Source organism: Bradyrhizobium sp. Ken01, from assembly GCF_055807355.1.
On record NZ_JBVVPC010000006.1, the window covers coordinates 207039 to 221713 of the forward strand.

The 14675-nt window shown below is 65.1% G+C and carries 16 protein-coding genes, 1 other RNA gene and 1 pseudogene; 9 read left to right on the top strand and 9 right to left on the bottom strand.

Going from position 1 to position 14675, the window contains the following annotated elements:
• Positions 1-13: 13 nt before the first annotated feature.
• The 4 genes from AC0L3S_RS09400 to def all read right to left on the bottom strand — a co-directional run bounded on the left by AC0L3S_RS09400 (position 14) and on the right by def (position 2823).
• Positions 14-349, bottom strand: a complete 336-nt coding sequence (locus AC0L3S_RS09400) for a GIY-YIG nuclease family protein (protein WP_473278859.1) — start codon at positions 347-349, stop codon at positions 14-16.
• A gap of 23 nt (positions 350-372) precedes the next feature.
• Positions 373-1110 carry a tRNA pseudouridine(38-40) synthase TruA gene (gene truA, locus AC0L3S_RS09405; protein WP_473278884.1) on the bottom strand — a complete coding sequence of 246 codons (738 nt, stop codon included), beginning with the start codon at positions 1108-1110 and terminating at the stop codon, positions 373-375.
• Between the two features lie 120 nt (positions 1111-1230).
• Positions 1231-2166 (bottom strand): methionyl-tRNA formyltransferase, encoded by a 936-nt coding sequence (fmt, locus tag AC0L3S_RS09410; RefSeq protein ID WP_473278860.1) that lies wholly within the window; start codon positions 2164-2166, stop codon positions 1231-1233.
• Positions 2167-2298: 132 nt separating this feature from the next.
• Complete coding sequence (gene def, locus AC0L3S_RS09415; protein ID WP_473278861.1) at positions 2299-2823, bottom strand: peptide deformylase; 525 nt, start codon at positions 2821-2823, stop codon at positions 2299-2301.
• Between the two features lie 171 nt (positions 2824-2994).
• Here def and AC0L3S_RS09420 point away from each other — a divergent pair, with 171 nt between their 5' ends.
• From AC0L3S_RS09420 to AC0L3S_RS09430, 3 genes and pseudogenes are all read left to right on the top strand, one after another.
• A complete protein-coding gene (locus AC0L3S_RS09420) occupies positions 2995-4194 on the top strand; it encodes a DNA recombination protein RmuC (protein WP_473278862.1) in 1200 nt (399 codons plus the stop codon).
• Positions 4195-4256: 62 nt separating this feature from the next.
• Positions 4257-4553: pseudogene (locus AC0L3S_RS09425) on the top strand (GIY-YIG nuclease family protein); the annotation flags it as partial.
• A 118-nt stretch (positions 4554-4671) separates the two neighbouring features.
• A complete protein-coding gene (locus AC0L3S_RS09430; protein ID WP_473264464.1) occupies positions 4672-6036 on the top strand; it encodes an AmpG family muropeptide MFS transporter in 1365 nt (454 codons plus the stop codon).
• Positions 6037-6044: 8 nt separating this feature from the next.
• On the opposite strand, the gene AC0L3S_RS09435 is transcribed toward AC0L3S_RS09430, so the two are convergent.
• The 5 genes from AC0L3S_RS09435 to ffs form a co-directional block, all read right to left on the bottom strand.
• Positions 6045-6482: a hypothetical protein gene (locus AC0L3S_RS09435; RefSeq protein ID WP_473264465.1), complete on the bottom strand. Its 438-nt coding sequence runs from the start codon at positions 6480-6482 to the stop codon at positions 6045-6047.
• A gap of 26 nt (positions 6483-6508) precedes the next feature.
• A complete protein-coding gene (gene recR, locus AC0L3S_RS09440) occupies positions 6509-7111 on the bottom strand; it encodes a recombination mediator RecR (RefSeq protein ID WP_473278863.1) in 603 nt (200 codons plus the stop codon).
• A gap of 1 nt (position 7112) precedes the next feature.
• The gene (locus tag AC0L3S_RS09445) at positions 7113-7442 is read right to left on the bottom strand and encodes a YbaB/EbfC family nucleoid-associated protein (RefSeq protein WP_007597704.1); all 330 of its coding nucleotides are present in this window, start codon (positions 7440-7442) and stop codon (positions 7113-7115) included.
• 26 nt (positions 7443-7468) lie between these two features.
• The gene (locus tag AC0L3S_RS09450; RefSeq protein ID WP_473278864.1) at positions 7469-9286 is read right to left on the bottom strand and encodes a DNA polymerase III subunit gamma/tau; all 1818 of its coding nucleotides are present in this window, start codon (positions 9284-9286) and stop codon (positions 7469-7471) included.
• A gap of 94 nt (positions 9287-9380) precedes the next feature.
• Positions 9381-9477, bottom strand: an RNA gene (ffs, locus tag AC0L3S_RS09455) — signal recognition particle sRNA small type.
• Positions 9478-9670: 193 nt separating this feature from the next.
• Between ffs and AC0L3S_RS09460 the strand changes: the two genes are divergently transcribed.
• The 6 genes from AC0L3S_RS09460 to AC0L3S_RS09485 all read left to right on the top strand — a co-directional run bounded on the left by AC0L3S_RS09460 (position 9671) and on the right by AC0L3S_RS09485 (position 14673).
• Complete coding sequence (locus AC0L3S_RS09460) at positions 9671-10516, top strand: transporter substrate-binding domain-containing protein (protein WP_473278865.1); 846 nt, start codon at positions 9671-9673, stop codon at positions 10514-10516.
• 126 nt (positions 10517-10642) lie between these two features.
• Positions 10643-11305: an amino acid ABC transporter permease gene (locus AC0L3S_RS09465; RefSeq protein ID WP_018453014.1), complete on the top strand. Its 663-nt coding sequence runs from the start codon at positions 10643-10645 to the stop codon at positions 11303-11305.
• Complete coding sequence (locus AC0L3S_RS09470) at positions 11302-12096, top strand: amino acid ABC transporter ATP-binding protein (RefSeq protein ID WP_473278867.1); 795 nt, start codon at positions 11302-11304, stop codon at positions 12094-12096. The genes AC0L3S_RS09465 and AC0L3S_RS09470 overlap by 4 nt, the downstream gene beginning before the upstream one ends.
• Positions 12096-12851 carry an SDR family NAD(P)-dependent oxidoreductase gene (locus AC0L3S_RS09475; RefSeq protein ID WP_473278868.1) on the top strand — a complete coding sequence of 252 codons (756 nt, stop codon included), beginning with the start codon at positions 12096-12098 and terminating at the stop codon, positions 12849-12851. The genes AC0L3S_RS09470 and AC0L3S_RS09475 overlap by 1 nt, the downstream gene beginning before the upstream one ends.
• The gene (locus tag AC0L3S_RS09480) at positions 12848-13975 is read left to right on the top strand and encodes a muconate cycloisomerase family protein (protein WP_473264473.1); all 1128 of its coding nucleotides are present in this window, start codon (positions 12848-12850) and stop codon (positions 13973-13975) included. Before AC0L3S_RS09475 ends, AC0L3S_RS09480 begins: the two co-directional genes overlap by 4 nt.
• Before the next feature lie 278 nt (positions 13976-14253).
• A complete protein-coding gene (locus tag AC0L3S_RS09485; protein ID WP_473264474.1) occupies positions 14254-14673 on the top strand; it encodes an HIT domain-containing protein in 420 nt (139 codons plus the stop codon).
• Positions 14674-14675: the final 2 nt, after the last annotated feature.

Here is a 14675-nt window from a genome sequence, read left to right on the forward strand (position 1 = left end):
GCTCAGGCCCGCCTTACTGGACAATCGTATCGTAAAGGTCCTTCCATTCGGGATTGTCCTTCAGGATTAGCCTGACCTTCCACGTCCGTGACCAATGCTTGATGTTGTGCTCGCGCTGGATGGCAGTCTGGATGTCTTCATAGCGCTCGAAATAGACGAGCAGCTTGACTCCGTACTTCTTGGTGAAGCCAGGCACGAGTCCATTTCGATGCTCGTACACGCGACGAATAATGTCATTCGTCACACCGACATATAAAATGCCGTTGGCCGCGCTCGCCAGGATGTACACCCATCCCCCATGCATGGTCGCATGTTGCCGCACGTGGATGGCCGGGACAAGCCCGGCCATGACGCCAGTGGCGGCATCACGCTCTAATAATCCACCTGCATCAGGTACAGCCCGTCCGGCGGGGCGACGATGCCGCAGGCGGCGCGGTTGCGCGCGGCGAGCGCCGCGGAGAGATCGTCGGCCGTCCAGCGGCCTTCGCCGACCCACATCAGCGACCCCACCATCGAGCGCACCTGGCTATGCAGGAACGAGCGCGCCGAGGTGAGAATCGTGATCTCGCGCCCGTCGCGCAACACGTCGAGCTGATCGAGCGTCTTCTCCGGCGACCTGGCCTGGCACTCGGTGTCGCGGAAGGTGGTGAAATCGTGCTTGCCGAGCAGGCGTTGCGCCGCCGCATGCATCGCATCGGCGTCGAGCCGGCGCGGCACGCGCCAGGCGTGGCCGGCATCGAGCGCGAGATTGGCGCGGGTGTTGACGATGCGATAGCGATAGTGGCGCTTCACGGCCGAGAAGCGCGCCTCAAAGCTATCAGGCACGATGTCCGCCTCGAGCACCGCCACCGGATGCGGGCGCAGATGCGCATTCAAGCCATCGCGAAAACGGCCCGGCGGAAACTGCTTGTCGACATCGACATGCGCGACCTGGCCGCGCGCATGCACGCCGGCATCGGTGCGGCCCGCTCCGTGCACGCGCGCATCCGCGCCGGTCATCGCCTTCACGGCCGCTTCCAGCGCCCCCTGCACCGAGGGCAGCGTCTCCTGCACCTGCCAGCCGAAGAACGGCGCGCCGTCATATTCGATGATGAGCTTGTAGCGGGGCATCTTGTCCAGTTTCGCTGTCATCGCCCGGCTCGACCGGGCGATCCAGTACTCCGCAGCCTATCCATTCGACCGAGAAGCCTCGGCGTACTGGATACCCCGCCTTCGCGGGGTATGACAGCGTCAGGTGAATTTGGCGCCGGGCTTCAACGGCACGCCGCGCAGGAAATCCGCGGCCTGCATGCGCGCCTTGCCTTCGCGCTGGAGCTCGATCAGGCGGATTGCGCCCTCACCGCAGGCGATGGTGAGGTGATCGTCGAGCACCTCGCCCGGCGCGCCCGAACCCTTCGCCAATTCACAGCGCAGGATTTTTACCCGCGCGTTCTCGCTCACGCCGGTGAGCTCGGCCCAGGCGCCGGGAAACGGCGACAGGCCGTGGATATGGCGCAGCACCTCGCGCGCGGGCCTGGTCCAGTCGATCCGCGCTTCGGCCTTGTCGATCTTGGCGGCGTAGGTGACGCCATCCTCGCTCTGCTTCTTCAACTGGAGCCCGCCGCGATCGAGCGCAGCCATGGCGCGCACCATCAGATCGGCACCGAGCCGGGACAGACGATCATGCAGATCGAGCGCGGTCATGTTGTCCGTGATCGCGAGACGCTCGGCCATGGCGACGTCGCCGGTGTCGAGGCCAACATCCATCTTCATCACCATCACGCCGCTCTCGGCATCGCCGGCCATGATCGCGCGGTTGATGGGAGCAGCTCCGCGCCAGCGCGGCAGCAGCGAAGCGTGCAGATTGTAGCAGCCGAGCTTTGGCGCATCGAGGATCGCCTGTGGCAGGATCATGCCATAGGCGACGACGACGGCGGCATCGGCGTCGAAGGCGCGAAATTCGTCCAGCGCCTCTGGCGTTTTCAACGTCTTCGGCGTCAGCACCGGCACGCCAAGCTTTCGCGCAGCCTCTTCCACCGGGGTCGGCTGCAATTGCAGCCCGCGCCGGCCGCCGGGCTTCGGCGCGCGCGTATACACGGCCGCGATCTCGTGGCCGTGCGCGACGAGCTCGAGCAGCGTCGGCACGGAGAAATCGGGCGTGCCCATGAAGATCAGGCGGAGGGACATGTGGCGGCGCTCGGTAAGGATGGTTCTCCGTCATGCCCGGGCTTGTCCCGGGCATCCACGGTCTTGGCGACAAGCAAGCAACGCGTGGATAGCCGGGTCAAGCCCGGCCATGACGACGAGAGAGAACCCTACTCACTCGCCGCGCTTGGCGGCTTTCTCGAACTTCTTCAGCACGCGGTCGCGCTTGAGCTTTGACAGGTAGTCGACGAACAGCACGCCATTGAGATGGTCGATCTCGTGCTGGATGCAGGTGGCGTAGAGGCCTTCGGCGTCCTCCTCGTGCACCTTGCCGTCCAAATCCATGTAGCGCACGCGCACCTTCGCGGGCCGCTCGACCTCCTCGTAATATTCGGGGATCGACAGGCAGCCTTCCTCGTAAACCGACAGGTCCTCGGAGGAGGCGATGATTTCCGGATTGATGAAGACGCGCGGCTCGGGCTTGGTCTCGCCGTCCTGGTCGGGCTTGGCGAGGTCCATGGTGATCAGCCGCAACGGCTGCGCGATCTGGATCGCCGCGAGCCCGATGCCGGGCGCGTCGTACATGGTCTCGAACATGTCGTCGGCAAGCTTGCGGATCTCCGGCGTGACCTTCTCGATCGGCTTGGAGACCAGACGCAGCTGCTTGTCGGGCAGGATGATGATTTCTCTGAGGGCCATGGCCGCGATTTAAGCCGCGCGTTCGATGCGGTCAATCCGGCCGGGAACCCCGTTAACCCTCCGCTAACCATAAAACTTCGGGTTTCGTTAACCATCAAAATCAACAGGGCATTTGCCCGAAATGTTCGCTATTCGTTCGTGCGGGCGAGCGAATCGGCTAGAAGCAGGGGCATGAACGAGATCATTTTCATGCTTGGCGACTGGCCGGTGCGCACCGTGGACGCGCTGATCGGCTTCGGCGCCCTGGTCCTTATCCTGATGGTGACGATCGCCGTCGTGATCGCCCGCTCCGGGCGGCGCGGGGCGGAACTCGCGATGGCGAACGCGATCCGCGCCGACGAGCTCGAGGAACGCATCAGCCAGATGCTGCATGCCCAGAGCGAGGCTTCGGGGCGCGTCGACGCCATGACCCAGACGCTGGCCGGCCGCCAGGCTGACATGGCACGCGCGGTCAACGAGCGGCTGGATTCGGTGACCCACCGCGTCGGCCAGTCCATGGAGCACACCACCCGCAACACCATGGAGAGCCTGCGCGCACTACACGAGCGGCTCGGCATCATCGACAGCGCGCACAAGAACCTCACCGATCTCACCACGCAGGTGACGACCCTGCGCGACGTGCTCGCCAACAAGCAGTCGCGCGGCGCCTTCGGGCAGGCGCGAATGGAAGCGATCGTCCAGGACGGTCTGCCGAAGGGCGCCTACGAGTTCCAGTTCACGCTCTCGACCGGCAAGCGTCCTGACTGCGTCGTGTTCCTGCCCGACCAGCGGCCGCTCTGCATCGACGCGAAATTCCCGCTGGAAGCGATGACCGCGCTGCATGGTGCGCGCACCGACGAGGAAAAGCGGATCGCCACGCAGCGGCTGCGTGGCGACGTGATGAAGCATGTCAGCGACATTGCGGAAAAATATCTCGTCGCCGGCGAGACCCAGGACATGGCGCTGATGTTCGTGCCATCGGAATCGGTCTACGCCGAAATCCACGACGGTTTCGACGACGTGATTCAGAAGGCGTATCGCGCCCGCGTCGTGCTGGTGTCGCCCTCGCTGTTGATGCTGGCGATCCAGGTGATGCAGCAGATCATGAAGGACGCGCGTATGCGCGACGCTGCCGACCAGATCCAGACCGAGGTGATCAAGCTCGGCGACGATCTCGGCCGCCTGCGCGACCGCGTGCTGAAATTGCAGAAGCACTTTGCCGACGCCAACGAAGACGTCCGCCAGATCCTGATCTCCGCCGACAAGATCGAGAAGCGCGCGGGCCGGATCGAGGAGCTCGATTTCAGCAAGAGCGATGCGCCCGAAGCCCCACATCTCGTGGCGACCGGCGCTGCCGAACTGTTCCCGCGGAAGCTCCAGGCGGGGGAGTAGAATATAGAACACACTGTCGTCGCCCGGCTTGACCGGGCGACCCAGTATCCCAGAGGCGGCAGATGGGCGCTCGCTGCTACTACGTCTACATTCTCGCCAGCAAGATCGGAGGCACACTCTACATCGGCGTGACGAATGACCTCATTCGCCGGGTGGCAGAGCATAAGTTGAAACTGATCGAGAGCTTCACGAAAGACTACGATGTCGTGAAGCTCGTTTACTTCGAGCAGTTCGACGACCCGGAGAATGCGATCAAACGGGAGAAGCGGCTGAAGAAGTGGAAGCGCGATTGGAAGATCGCGCTGATCGAGAAAGACAATCCGGATTGGAACGATCTCTATTCGGGGATTGCTGCCCCCCATAATGCCGGCCTCTGGAATACTGGGTCGCCCGGTCAAGCCGGGCGACGACGCCTCCTCTTTGGCCGGCAGGAGCGACACCTCACTTATGGCCGCCAGAATCTGCTAACACCCTGCCATGACCGCACCCGACGCGACCTCCCCTGCCGGCCCCGGCACGGCCCCCACCTCCTGGCGTGACAGCCTTGCCGTTTACCTGCAACCGCGGGTGCTGATCGTGCTGTTCCTCGGCTTCTCGTCCGGGCTGCCGCTGGCCTTGTCGGGCTCGACGCTGCTGGTGTGGATGCGGGAATCGGGCGTCGATCTCAAGACCATCGGGCTGTTTGCGCTGGTCGGCACGCCCTACACGCTGAAATTCCTGTGGGCGCCGCTGGTGGATGCGATGCATGTGCCGCTGTTCACGCGCGCGTTCGGGCGGCGGCGCGGCTGGTTGCTGTTCTCGCAATTGCTGCTGATCGCAGCGATCCTGCTGCTGGCGCTGACCGATCCCGCGCGCTCGCCGTTCTACGTCGCGCTCGGCGCATTGCTGGTGGCGACGGCCTCGTCGACGCAGGACATCGTGGTCGACGCCTTCCGGGTCGAGAGCCTGCCGGAAAGCGAGCAGGCCGCCGGCATGGCGTCCTATGTCGCGGCCTATCGCATCGGCATGCTGGTCTCGACCGCCGGCGCGCTGTTCATCGTCTCGGGCTTCGAGAGCACCGGCATCACCCGCACGTCCGCCTGGATGTGGGGTTATGTGGTGATGGCGGCGATGGTGCTGATCGGGACGATCACGGCGCTGGTCGCGACCGAGCCCGAGCAGTCGGTGCGGGCGGAAGCCGCGACGCAGACGCAGACCGCGTTGGCGCGCGTGCTGCACGCGGCGGTCGGCGCCTTCTCCGAATTCCTGACGCGCAAGGACGCGCTTGCGGCACTCGCCTTCGTCGTGCTGTTCAAGTTCACCGACGCCTTCTCCGGCACGATGACCGCGCCGTTCGTGATCGACCTCGGCTTCTCCCGCAACGACTATGCGGCGATCGTGAAAGGCGTCGGTCTCGCCGCGACGCTGATCGGCGGCTTTGCCGGCGGCTTCGTCGCGCGGCGCTATTCGCTTGCGACCAGCCTCTGGATCGGCGGCGTGGTGCAGGCGCTCGCGAACCTCTCCTTCTCCTGGCTGGCCTTCGTCGGCACCAGCCAATGGGCGCTCGCCTTCGCCATCACCTGTGAGAACTTCACCAGCGCCATCGGCACGGTGATCTTCGTCGCCTATCTTTCGGCGCTCTGCCAGAACCCGCTGCACACGGCGACGCAGTATGCGCTGCTCACAGCGCTTGCCGCGGTGGGGCGGACCTATCTCTCGTCAGGCGCTGGCTTCGTGGCTGATACCACCGGCTGGCCGCTGTTCTTCGTGATCTGCATGCTGGTGGCGATCCCGAGCCTGGTGCTGCTGGCCTGGCTGCAGAAGCGCGGGCATTTTGATGCGCTGGGGCCGGTAAGGGTTTAGCGCCGCCCCTACTGCTTCTTGATCAAACTCCACTTCGTGATCACGGCCTCGCTCATCTGGCCGGGATCGTTGGCGCAGGCGATCTCGTCGACCTTGACCGAGATCTCCTTGCCGGCGAACGTTTTCAACTGTGCGGCCTGGGCGTCGCCGCTGGGAACGAGCTGGAAGGTTTCGGGGCCGGTCTCGAGATTGCACAGTCCGTTCGGCGGCGGCAGCCGGCGCGGCTCGGAGGTGATCTGGTACATCGCAATCCGCTTACCGACGTTCTTGACGTCGCGCACTTTCATCGTGTTCAGCTCGCCCGAGAGCACCTCGCCGGCATTGATCGGCTTGCCGGGCTTCGACGGCGGCGGAGCGCCGTCGTCCTGCTGCGCGGAGATGGCCGGCGTCGCCAGCATCGTCAGCGTCGCGAGCAAAGCCCATCGTGTGGCGAAAAGTTTCGTCATGTCGTCCGTTCCGTGAGTCTGGATGGCTAGAACAGGGTACGCTGCCGCATCGCGGCCGATAGCGTGCCTTCATCGAGATAATCAAGCTCGCCACCGACCGGGACACCATGGGCGAGCCGGGTTACTTTTACGTTGGCGTCCTGAAGCAGGTCGGTGATGTAATGTGCCGTGGTCTGGCCGTCGACGGTGGCATTCAGCGCCAGGATGACCTCATGCACCTGCGCCTCATGCGCGCGCGCCACCAGCGCCTCGATGGTGAGGTCCTGCGGGCCGACGCCGTCGAGCGGCGACAATGTCGCGCCAAGCACGTGATAGCGCCCTTGCGTGGCATTGGCGCGCTCCAGCGCCCAGAGATCGGCAACGTCGGCGACGACGACGATGATCGAGGGATCGCGCCTCGGATCGGTGCAGACCGTGCAGGGACTTTGCGTGTCGATGTTGCCGCAGGTCTTGCAGACCTGGACCTTCTCGAGCGCGACCTGCATCGCCGAGGCCAGCGGCATCATCAGCGCTTCGCGCTTCTTGATCAGATGCAGCGCCGCGCGCCGCGCCGAGCGCGGGCCGAGGCCCGGCAGCCGCGCGAGAAGCTGGACCAGCCGCTCGATCTCAGGACCCGCAACAGCGCCCATATTACTGGCCGAACAGCCCCGACAGCCCCGGCGGCAGGCCGAGCCCGCCGGTGAGCGACTGCATCTTCTCCTGCATGGCGGCTTCCGCCTTGCGGCGGGCCTCGCCGAACGCGGTGACGAGCAGATCCTCGAGCACCTCGCGCTCTTCCGCCTTCATCAGCGAAGGATCGATCTTGACGCCCTTGACGTCCATCTTCGCGGTCATGCGCACGGCGACGAGACCGCCGCCGGAGATGCCCTCGACCTCGACGTTGGCGAGCTGGTCCTGCATCTCCTGCATCTTGGATTGCAGCTGCTGCGCCTGCTTCATCATGCCGAAAATATCGACCATCGGTGCTGTCCTTGGAAAATTTGGCTCTAGAGATCGTCGCCGTCGGAACCGTCGGGCGGATCGTCGCTGCCGTAGTCGGCATTAATATCGGATTCCGGCGCCTCGGGGGCAAGCCTGCGGACCTCGACGACCTTCGCACCCGGAAAACGCGACAGCACCTCGCGCACGCGCGGGTCGGCCTCGGCGGTGCGCGCATGTTCCTGCTTGGCCGCCTGGCTCACCGAGCGCAGCGTCGGCTGGCCTGGCTCGTTGGAGACGATCACGGTCCAGCGACGCCCGGTCCAAAGCTCGAATTTGCGCGCGAGATCGGAAATCATGGTCTTGGAGGCGTTGGGCTCGAGCGCGACTTCGAGCCGGCCCTCCTCGAAACGAACGAGGCGCATGTCGCCTTCGAGCGCGCCCTTGGTCAGGAGGTCGCGCTTCTGCCCGGCCAGCGCAACGAGCTGGGTGAAGCTCGTGACGCGCAACACGGGCGCGGCAGCTTGCGGATCCGGCGCAGGCGTTGCCATCTGCGGACGGGCACCGCCGCCGCCGAAGGAGGACGGCGAGGAATTCGGCATGCGAACTGGAGCTGCGGACGCTACCGGCCCGGCCGGCGCGTTGCGCGCGGCACTGCCGCCGCTCACGACCGGCGAACCGCCGCCGCTCTGCTCCAGCATCTTGATCGCTTCGTCAGGCGTCGGCAGGTCGGCGACATAGGCGATGCGCACCAGCACCATCTCGGCTGCCGCGGCGGGCCGCGTCGCGGCCTGCACCTCGGTGATGCCCTTGAGCAGCATCTGCCACATCCGCGACAGCACGCGCATCGAGATCTTCGAGGCGAAATCCCGTGCGCGTACGCGCTCGGTCTCGCCATAGGCGACGTTGTCGGCGGTCGCCGGCACGATCTTCACGCGGGTGACGAAATTGACGAACTCGGCAAGATCCGAGAGCACCACGATCGGATCGGCGCCGACGTCGTACTGGTCGCGGAACTCCCTGAACGCGGACGCGATGTCGCCACGCGCCAGCGAGTCGAACAGGTCGATGACACGGGTGCGGTCGGCGAGCCCCAGCATCTGCCTGACGGCATCGGCCTTCACGGTGCCGGCCGCATGCGCGATGGCCTGATCGAGCAGCGAGAGCGAATCGCGCACCGAGCCTTCAGCGGCCCGCGCGATGATGCCGAGCGCTTCCGGCTCGATCTCGACGTTTTCCTTGGCCGCGATGTTGGCGAGATGCTTCATCAGCACGTCGGCCTCGACGCGGCGCAAGTCAAAACGCTGGCAGCGCGACAGCACGGTCACCGGAACCTTGCGGATCTCCGTCGTGGCGAACACGAATTTGGCGTGCTCCGGCGGTTCCTCCAGCGTCTTCAGGAAGGCGTTGAACGCCGCCGTCGACAGCATGTGGACTTCGTCGATGATGTAGACTTTGTAACGGGCGCTCGCCGGCGCGTATCGGACGCTGTCATTGATCTGACGAACGTCGTCGACGCCGGTATGCGAGGCCGCGTCCATCTCCAGCACGTCCATGTGCCGGCTTTCCATGATCGCCTGGCAATGCACGCCGAGCGTCGGCATCTGGACCGTCGGGCCCTTCACCGAGCCATCCGGCATCTCGTAGTTGAGCGCACGGGCAAGAATGCGCGCAGTGGTGGTCTTGCCGACCCCGCGGACGCCGGTGAGGATCCAGGCCTGCGGAATGCGGCCGGTCTCGAACGCATTGGAGACGGTGCGGACCACGGCCTCCTGGCCGATTAAATCGTCGAATGAGGAAGGACGGTATTTCCGCGCCAGCACCCGGTAGGGCGTGCTGGCCCGGCCGGCGCTGTCAGGATTGGGAGGGGCGCCAGCGTCGGTCATCGGTCGATCCGCAATGAAGTGTCTTTCGGCCGGCTTTGCGGAAAGGAGCGCGCTGGCGGCCCGAGCCGCCGGCGCAATTCGCTCGGAAAAACAGGTAGGAGACTGACGAGCGACCCGATCCGGACCTCGTTAGGGCTGCTTCCTTCCGGACCTGACCCGGTTGGCGAGTGGCTCGTCCACCGCCAATCTCCCGGTCCCTATTTGGGGCCAAAAGGACCGGAAAGCAAGCGGGTATCGGCTTGAACAGGCTGGGCTTCACGGTGGCTTGCCCAGCATCCGGGCAATTCCCGGTCTGCCCAGCCGATAGGCTGTGCTTTCACTGCCGGAGGCGCCTTGGTAAGAACGCTGCCGGAACTCCTTCCAACAGAAAAGCGATTGATCCCAATGGTTACACGTCGTGATGTTGCATCGATTGTCGGGCTTGGCGCGATGGCTGCGGCGACGCTGGCCTCCCCGGCCGTGGCGCAGACCGCCGATACCAACGAATCGACTTTCGCCCGCATCCGCCGCACCAAGAAGATGCGGATCGGCGCGGTCGGCGGCGGCGCGCCCTATTACATGAAGGATCTTTCGACGGGCCAGTGGAAGGGATTTTACGTCGACATCGCGAAAGCACTCGCGGACGACATGGAGGCCGAGCTCGAGATCACCGAGACCACTTGGGGCAATTCGGTGCTCGACCTGCAGTCCAACAAGATCGACATCTTCTTCGGCCTCAACCCGACTCCGAAGCGCGCGCTGGTGGTCGATTTCTCGGTGCCGGTCTTCAACAACGCCTTCGGCATTCTCTGCAAGAAGGATTTCAAGCCGAAGAGCTGGGCCGAGCTGAACTCGCCCGACGTCAAGATCGCGGTCGACCAGGGCTCCTCGCACGACCAGGTCGTGAGCCGCCTGACGCCGAAGGCGCAGATCTCGCGGCTGAAGACCGCCGACGACGCCACCGCCGCGCTGCAGACCGGCCGCGTCGACGCGCAGTGCCTGATCACCATGCTGTCGCTGACCGTGCTGAAGAAGAATCCGTCGCTCGGCCAGTTCGTGCTGCCGACGCCGATCTTCGCCACCACGTCGAACGCCGGCTTCCGCCGCGAGACCGACAAGACCTGGCGCGACTACGTCAACACCTGGATCGACTTCAACAAGGGCCTCGGCTTCATCCGCAACGCGATCATCACCAACATGGAACTGGTGGGCGTGACCGAGGCGGACATTCCGCCGGGCGTTTCGCTGTAGTCTTCCACTGTCATTCCGGGGCGCCCCGAAGGGCGAACTCGGAATCTCGAAGTTCCGGGTTCGATGCTTCGCATCGCCCCGGAACGACAATGCCGGCGGTCAAGGCGTACGACGAGCAATACACGCATGTATCAGTGGGACTTCGGCATCCTCTGGAGCTATCGCTGGCTCTTTCTCAACGGGCTCGGCGTCACCGTCGGCTTTACCGTTGTCATCGTGGTGCTCGGCCTCGTCTTCGGCCTGTTCGGCGCGTTCGGCACCCTGTCGCGCTTTCGCGCGGTGCGCCTTCTCGCGCTCACCTTCATCGAGGCGTTCCGCTGCACGCCGATCCTGGTGCAGCTGATCTGGTTCTATTACGCGCTGCCGATCCTGGCGGGTGTCGAGATGACGCCGATCACGGCGTCCGCACTGGCGCTGTCGCTCTATGGCGGCTCGTTCTATTCGGAGATCATCCGCGGCGGCATCATCTCGATCGACCGCGGCCAGTCCGAAGCCGGCGCCGCGCTCGGCATGACTCCGGGTCAGAGCATGCGACGCATCGTGCTGCCGCAGGCGATCAAGCGCATGATTCCCGCGCTGATGAACCAGTCGATCATCCAGTTCAAGAACACCTCGCTGGTCTCGGTGCTGGCGGTGCCTGATCTGGTCTATCAGAGCCAGGTCGCTGCTCATGACAGCTACCGCCCGCTGGAAACCTACACCGCCGTCGCGGTCGCGTATGCGGCCATCCTGATTCCCCTGACCATCATGGTCCGGCGCGGCGAGAAACGACTGGCAGTCGGCGAATGAGCGAGATGTCGAAAATCGAGATCCGTGGCCTGCGCAAGAGCTTTGGCAGCAACGAGGTTTTGAAGAGCATCAGCCTCGACGTCGCCAAGGGCGGTGTCGTGGCGCTGATCGGCCCGTCCGGCTCCGGCAAGTCGACGCTACTCCGCTGCATCAATCTCCTGGTGACACCCGACGGCGGCAGCGTTCGCGTCGGAGACACGCGCTTTGCTTTCGGAGAAGGCACAAAGCTGCCTGACGTGAAGACGCAGGCCAAATTCCGCGCGACCACCGGCATGGTGTTCCAGCATTTTAATTTATTCCCGCACATGACGACGCTCCAGAACGTGATGGAGGGGCCGGTCACGGTGCGGCGCATGGCGAGGGCTGACGCCGAGAAGCTGGCGCGGGCCCAACTCGCGAAGGTGGGCCTTGCGGAGAAGGCGGATCAATATCCGGCAACGCTCTCCGGCGGACAGAAGCAGCGCGTCGCGATTGCGCGGGCGCTCGCGATGGAGCCGGACGTGATGCTGTTCGACGAGGCCACCTCCGCGCTTGATCCCGAGCTTGTCGGCGAGGTGCTCGCCGTGATCCAGCAGCTGGCGTCGGAGGGCATGACCATGGTCATCGTGACGCACGAGATCGCCTTTGCCCGCGAGGTCGCCGACCGAGTCATCTTCATGCGCGACGGTGTCGTGGTCGAGGAAGGCCCGGCGCGGCAGGTGATCGACAACCCGCAGGAAGCCGCGACGCGCGCATTCCTCAGCCATTTCCACCGCACCGGCGCATTGCCGCCGGCCAACGCAGCACCGTGATGCCTGAAATCAACCGCGTCTATCTTGTCACCGGTGCCGCCAGCGGGATCGGCCGCGCCACTGCAAAACTGCTCGCGGGGCCCGGCACCGCGCTGCTGCTGCACACGCGCTCCAACGCAGCCGGCCTCGACGCCACCGCGGCGGAAGCCGAAGCGCAAGGCGCGATCGTTGCGAAATGCCTCGGCGACCTCGCCGAGGGGGCCGCGGTCACCGACGCCGTCGCCGCTACGCAAGGCGCCTTCGGCCGGCTCGATGGATTGATCCTGGTCGGCGGCCATGCCCGCCGCGGCAGCGCCATCGGTACGCCGGCGGATCAGTTCCGCAAGGCAATGGACGAATCTGCGCTGGCGTTCACACGGTTGGTGGACGCGGCGCTCCCGCTGCTACGCGCAGGGCAGGATTCGCGGATCGTGGCAGTGTCGTCGTTCGTCGCGCATGCGATCCGGCCGGAGTTCGCGCCCTTCGCAGCGACGGCCGCGAGCCGCTCCGCGCTCGAAGCGCTGGTGCGCCTCACCGCAGTCGAGCTCGCCAAGGAGAGCATCACCGTCAACGCGGTCGCGCCGGGCCTCATCGTCAAGGACAGGCCCAGCGAAAGCCGGCTGTCACCCGAACAGATCGCCGCAACCGAGGCGCTGATCCCGATGGGTCGCCGCGGGCGGCCGGAGGAAGTCGCCGAGATCATCGCCTTCCTGGCCTCCCCAAAAGCATCCTACGTCACAGGCCAGGTCTGGCACGTCAATGGAGGCCTGACATGACCGAAGCGACCGTCGAACGCATCAGGCTGTTCCTGATCGAAAGCCCGATCAAGATGGCGCGCCTCCAGGGCGTCGGCAACGTCAAGGGCACGGTGAAGCGCGTGCTGATCGAGCTGACGTCGAACGATGGCGTGATCGGCTGGGGCGAGGCGGCACCGTGGGAAGTGTTCACGGGAACGCCGGAAGCGGCCTTCTCCGCGCTCGACATCTATTTGCGGCCCATCGTGATGGGCAAGTCGGCGCGCCGCATCCGCGCGCTGATGGCCGAGCTCGATCGCGCGCTGGTCGGACATGCCGAAGCCAAGGTCGCGATCGAAATGGCGCTGCTCGATATCGTCGGCAAGTCGTCGGGACTTTCGGTCGCCGACCTGCTCGGCGGCCGCGTGCGCGACACGATCCCGCTGTCGTTCTCGATCGCCGATCCGGATTTCGCCGCCGATCTCGAACGCATGCGGAAAATGGTTCCGGACGGCAACGTCATCTACAAGGTCAAGACCGGCGTGAAGCCGCATCGCGAGGATCTCGATCATCTCGCGGCGATCCGGAAAGAATTCGGCGACAAGGTCGATCTACGCGTCGATTACAACCAGGCGCTGCCGCCGTTCGGTGCCATCAAGATCCTGCGCGACGTCGAGCAGTTTGCGCCGACCTTCATCGAGCAGCCGGTGCCGCGCAAATTTCTCGACGTGATGGCCCAGCTCACCGCGGCGCTTGAGACGCCCGTGCTCGCCGACGAAAGCTGCTTCGACCGCCGCGACATGATGGAGGTGGTGCGCCGCGAGGCGGCAGATGCCGTCTCGATCAAGCTGATGAAGGCCGGCGGCCTGTTCGAGGCGCAGGCGATCATGGCGATCGCCGACGTCGCCGGGCTGCCGGGCTATGGCGGCACGCTGTGGGAGGGCGGCATCGGGCTTGCCGCCGGGACGCAGCTGATCGCGGCGACGCCGGGCATCTCGCTCGGCTGCGAATTCTACATGCCGCATCATGTGCTGACCGAGGACGTGCTGGAAGAGCGCGTCGCCAATCGCGGCGGCCACGTCGTGGTGCCGGACGGCCCGGGCCTCGGCATCCGCGTCAGCGAAGCCTCGGTCCGCGCCAATGCGCGGGTGCTTGCGGAGGCGTAAAAGCACGCCCCCACCGTCGTCCTGGCGAAAGCCAGGACCCATTACCCCAAGGAGAAGTTTGTGGCACGAAGTCGGTAAACCCCGAAACTTCGCCAAGCCCAATCCTGTGGTAGTGGGTCCTGGATCTGCGCTGCGCTTGTCCAGGACGACGATCGCGTATGCGGCCCCTGCGGAGCGCCATCCTTCCCCTACCGGAATCGCTGTCGTATGGTCGGAGCAAATATTCAGGGGTTCCGCCCCGCCATGCCCGATACCCATCGGGCCATCCGGAAACCTTCATGTCCGAACCCGTCTGGTCGCTGCACTCCCGTCTGAAAGAGGACACTATCGACATCGGCGATTTGCCGTTGTCGAAGGTGCTGGTCATCAAGGACGCGCATTATCCATGGCTGCTGCTGGTGCCGCGGCGCGCCGATGCGGTCGAGATCATCGATCTCGACGAGGTGCAGCAGGCGCAATTGATGACGGAGATCTCCCGCGTCTCGCGCGCGCTGAAGGAGATCACCCAATGCGACAAGCTCAACATCGCGGCACTCGGCAACCTCGTGCCGCAGCTTCACGTCCACATCATCGCGCGCCGCACCGGTGACGCCGCCTGGCCGCGGCCGGTCTGGGGCGTGATGCAGCCCTTGGCGCACGATGCCACAGAGGTGCAGAATTTCATCAGCGCGCTTCGCCGCAAGATCTGGTTGGGTTGAAA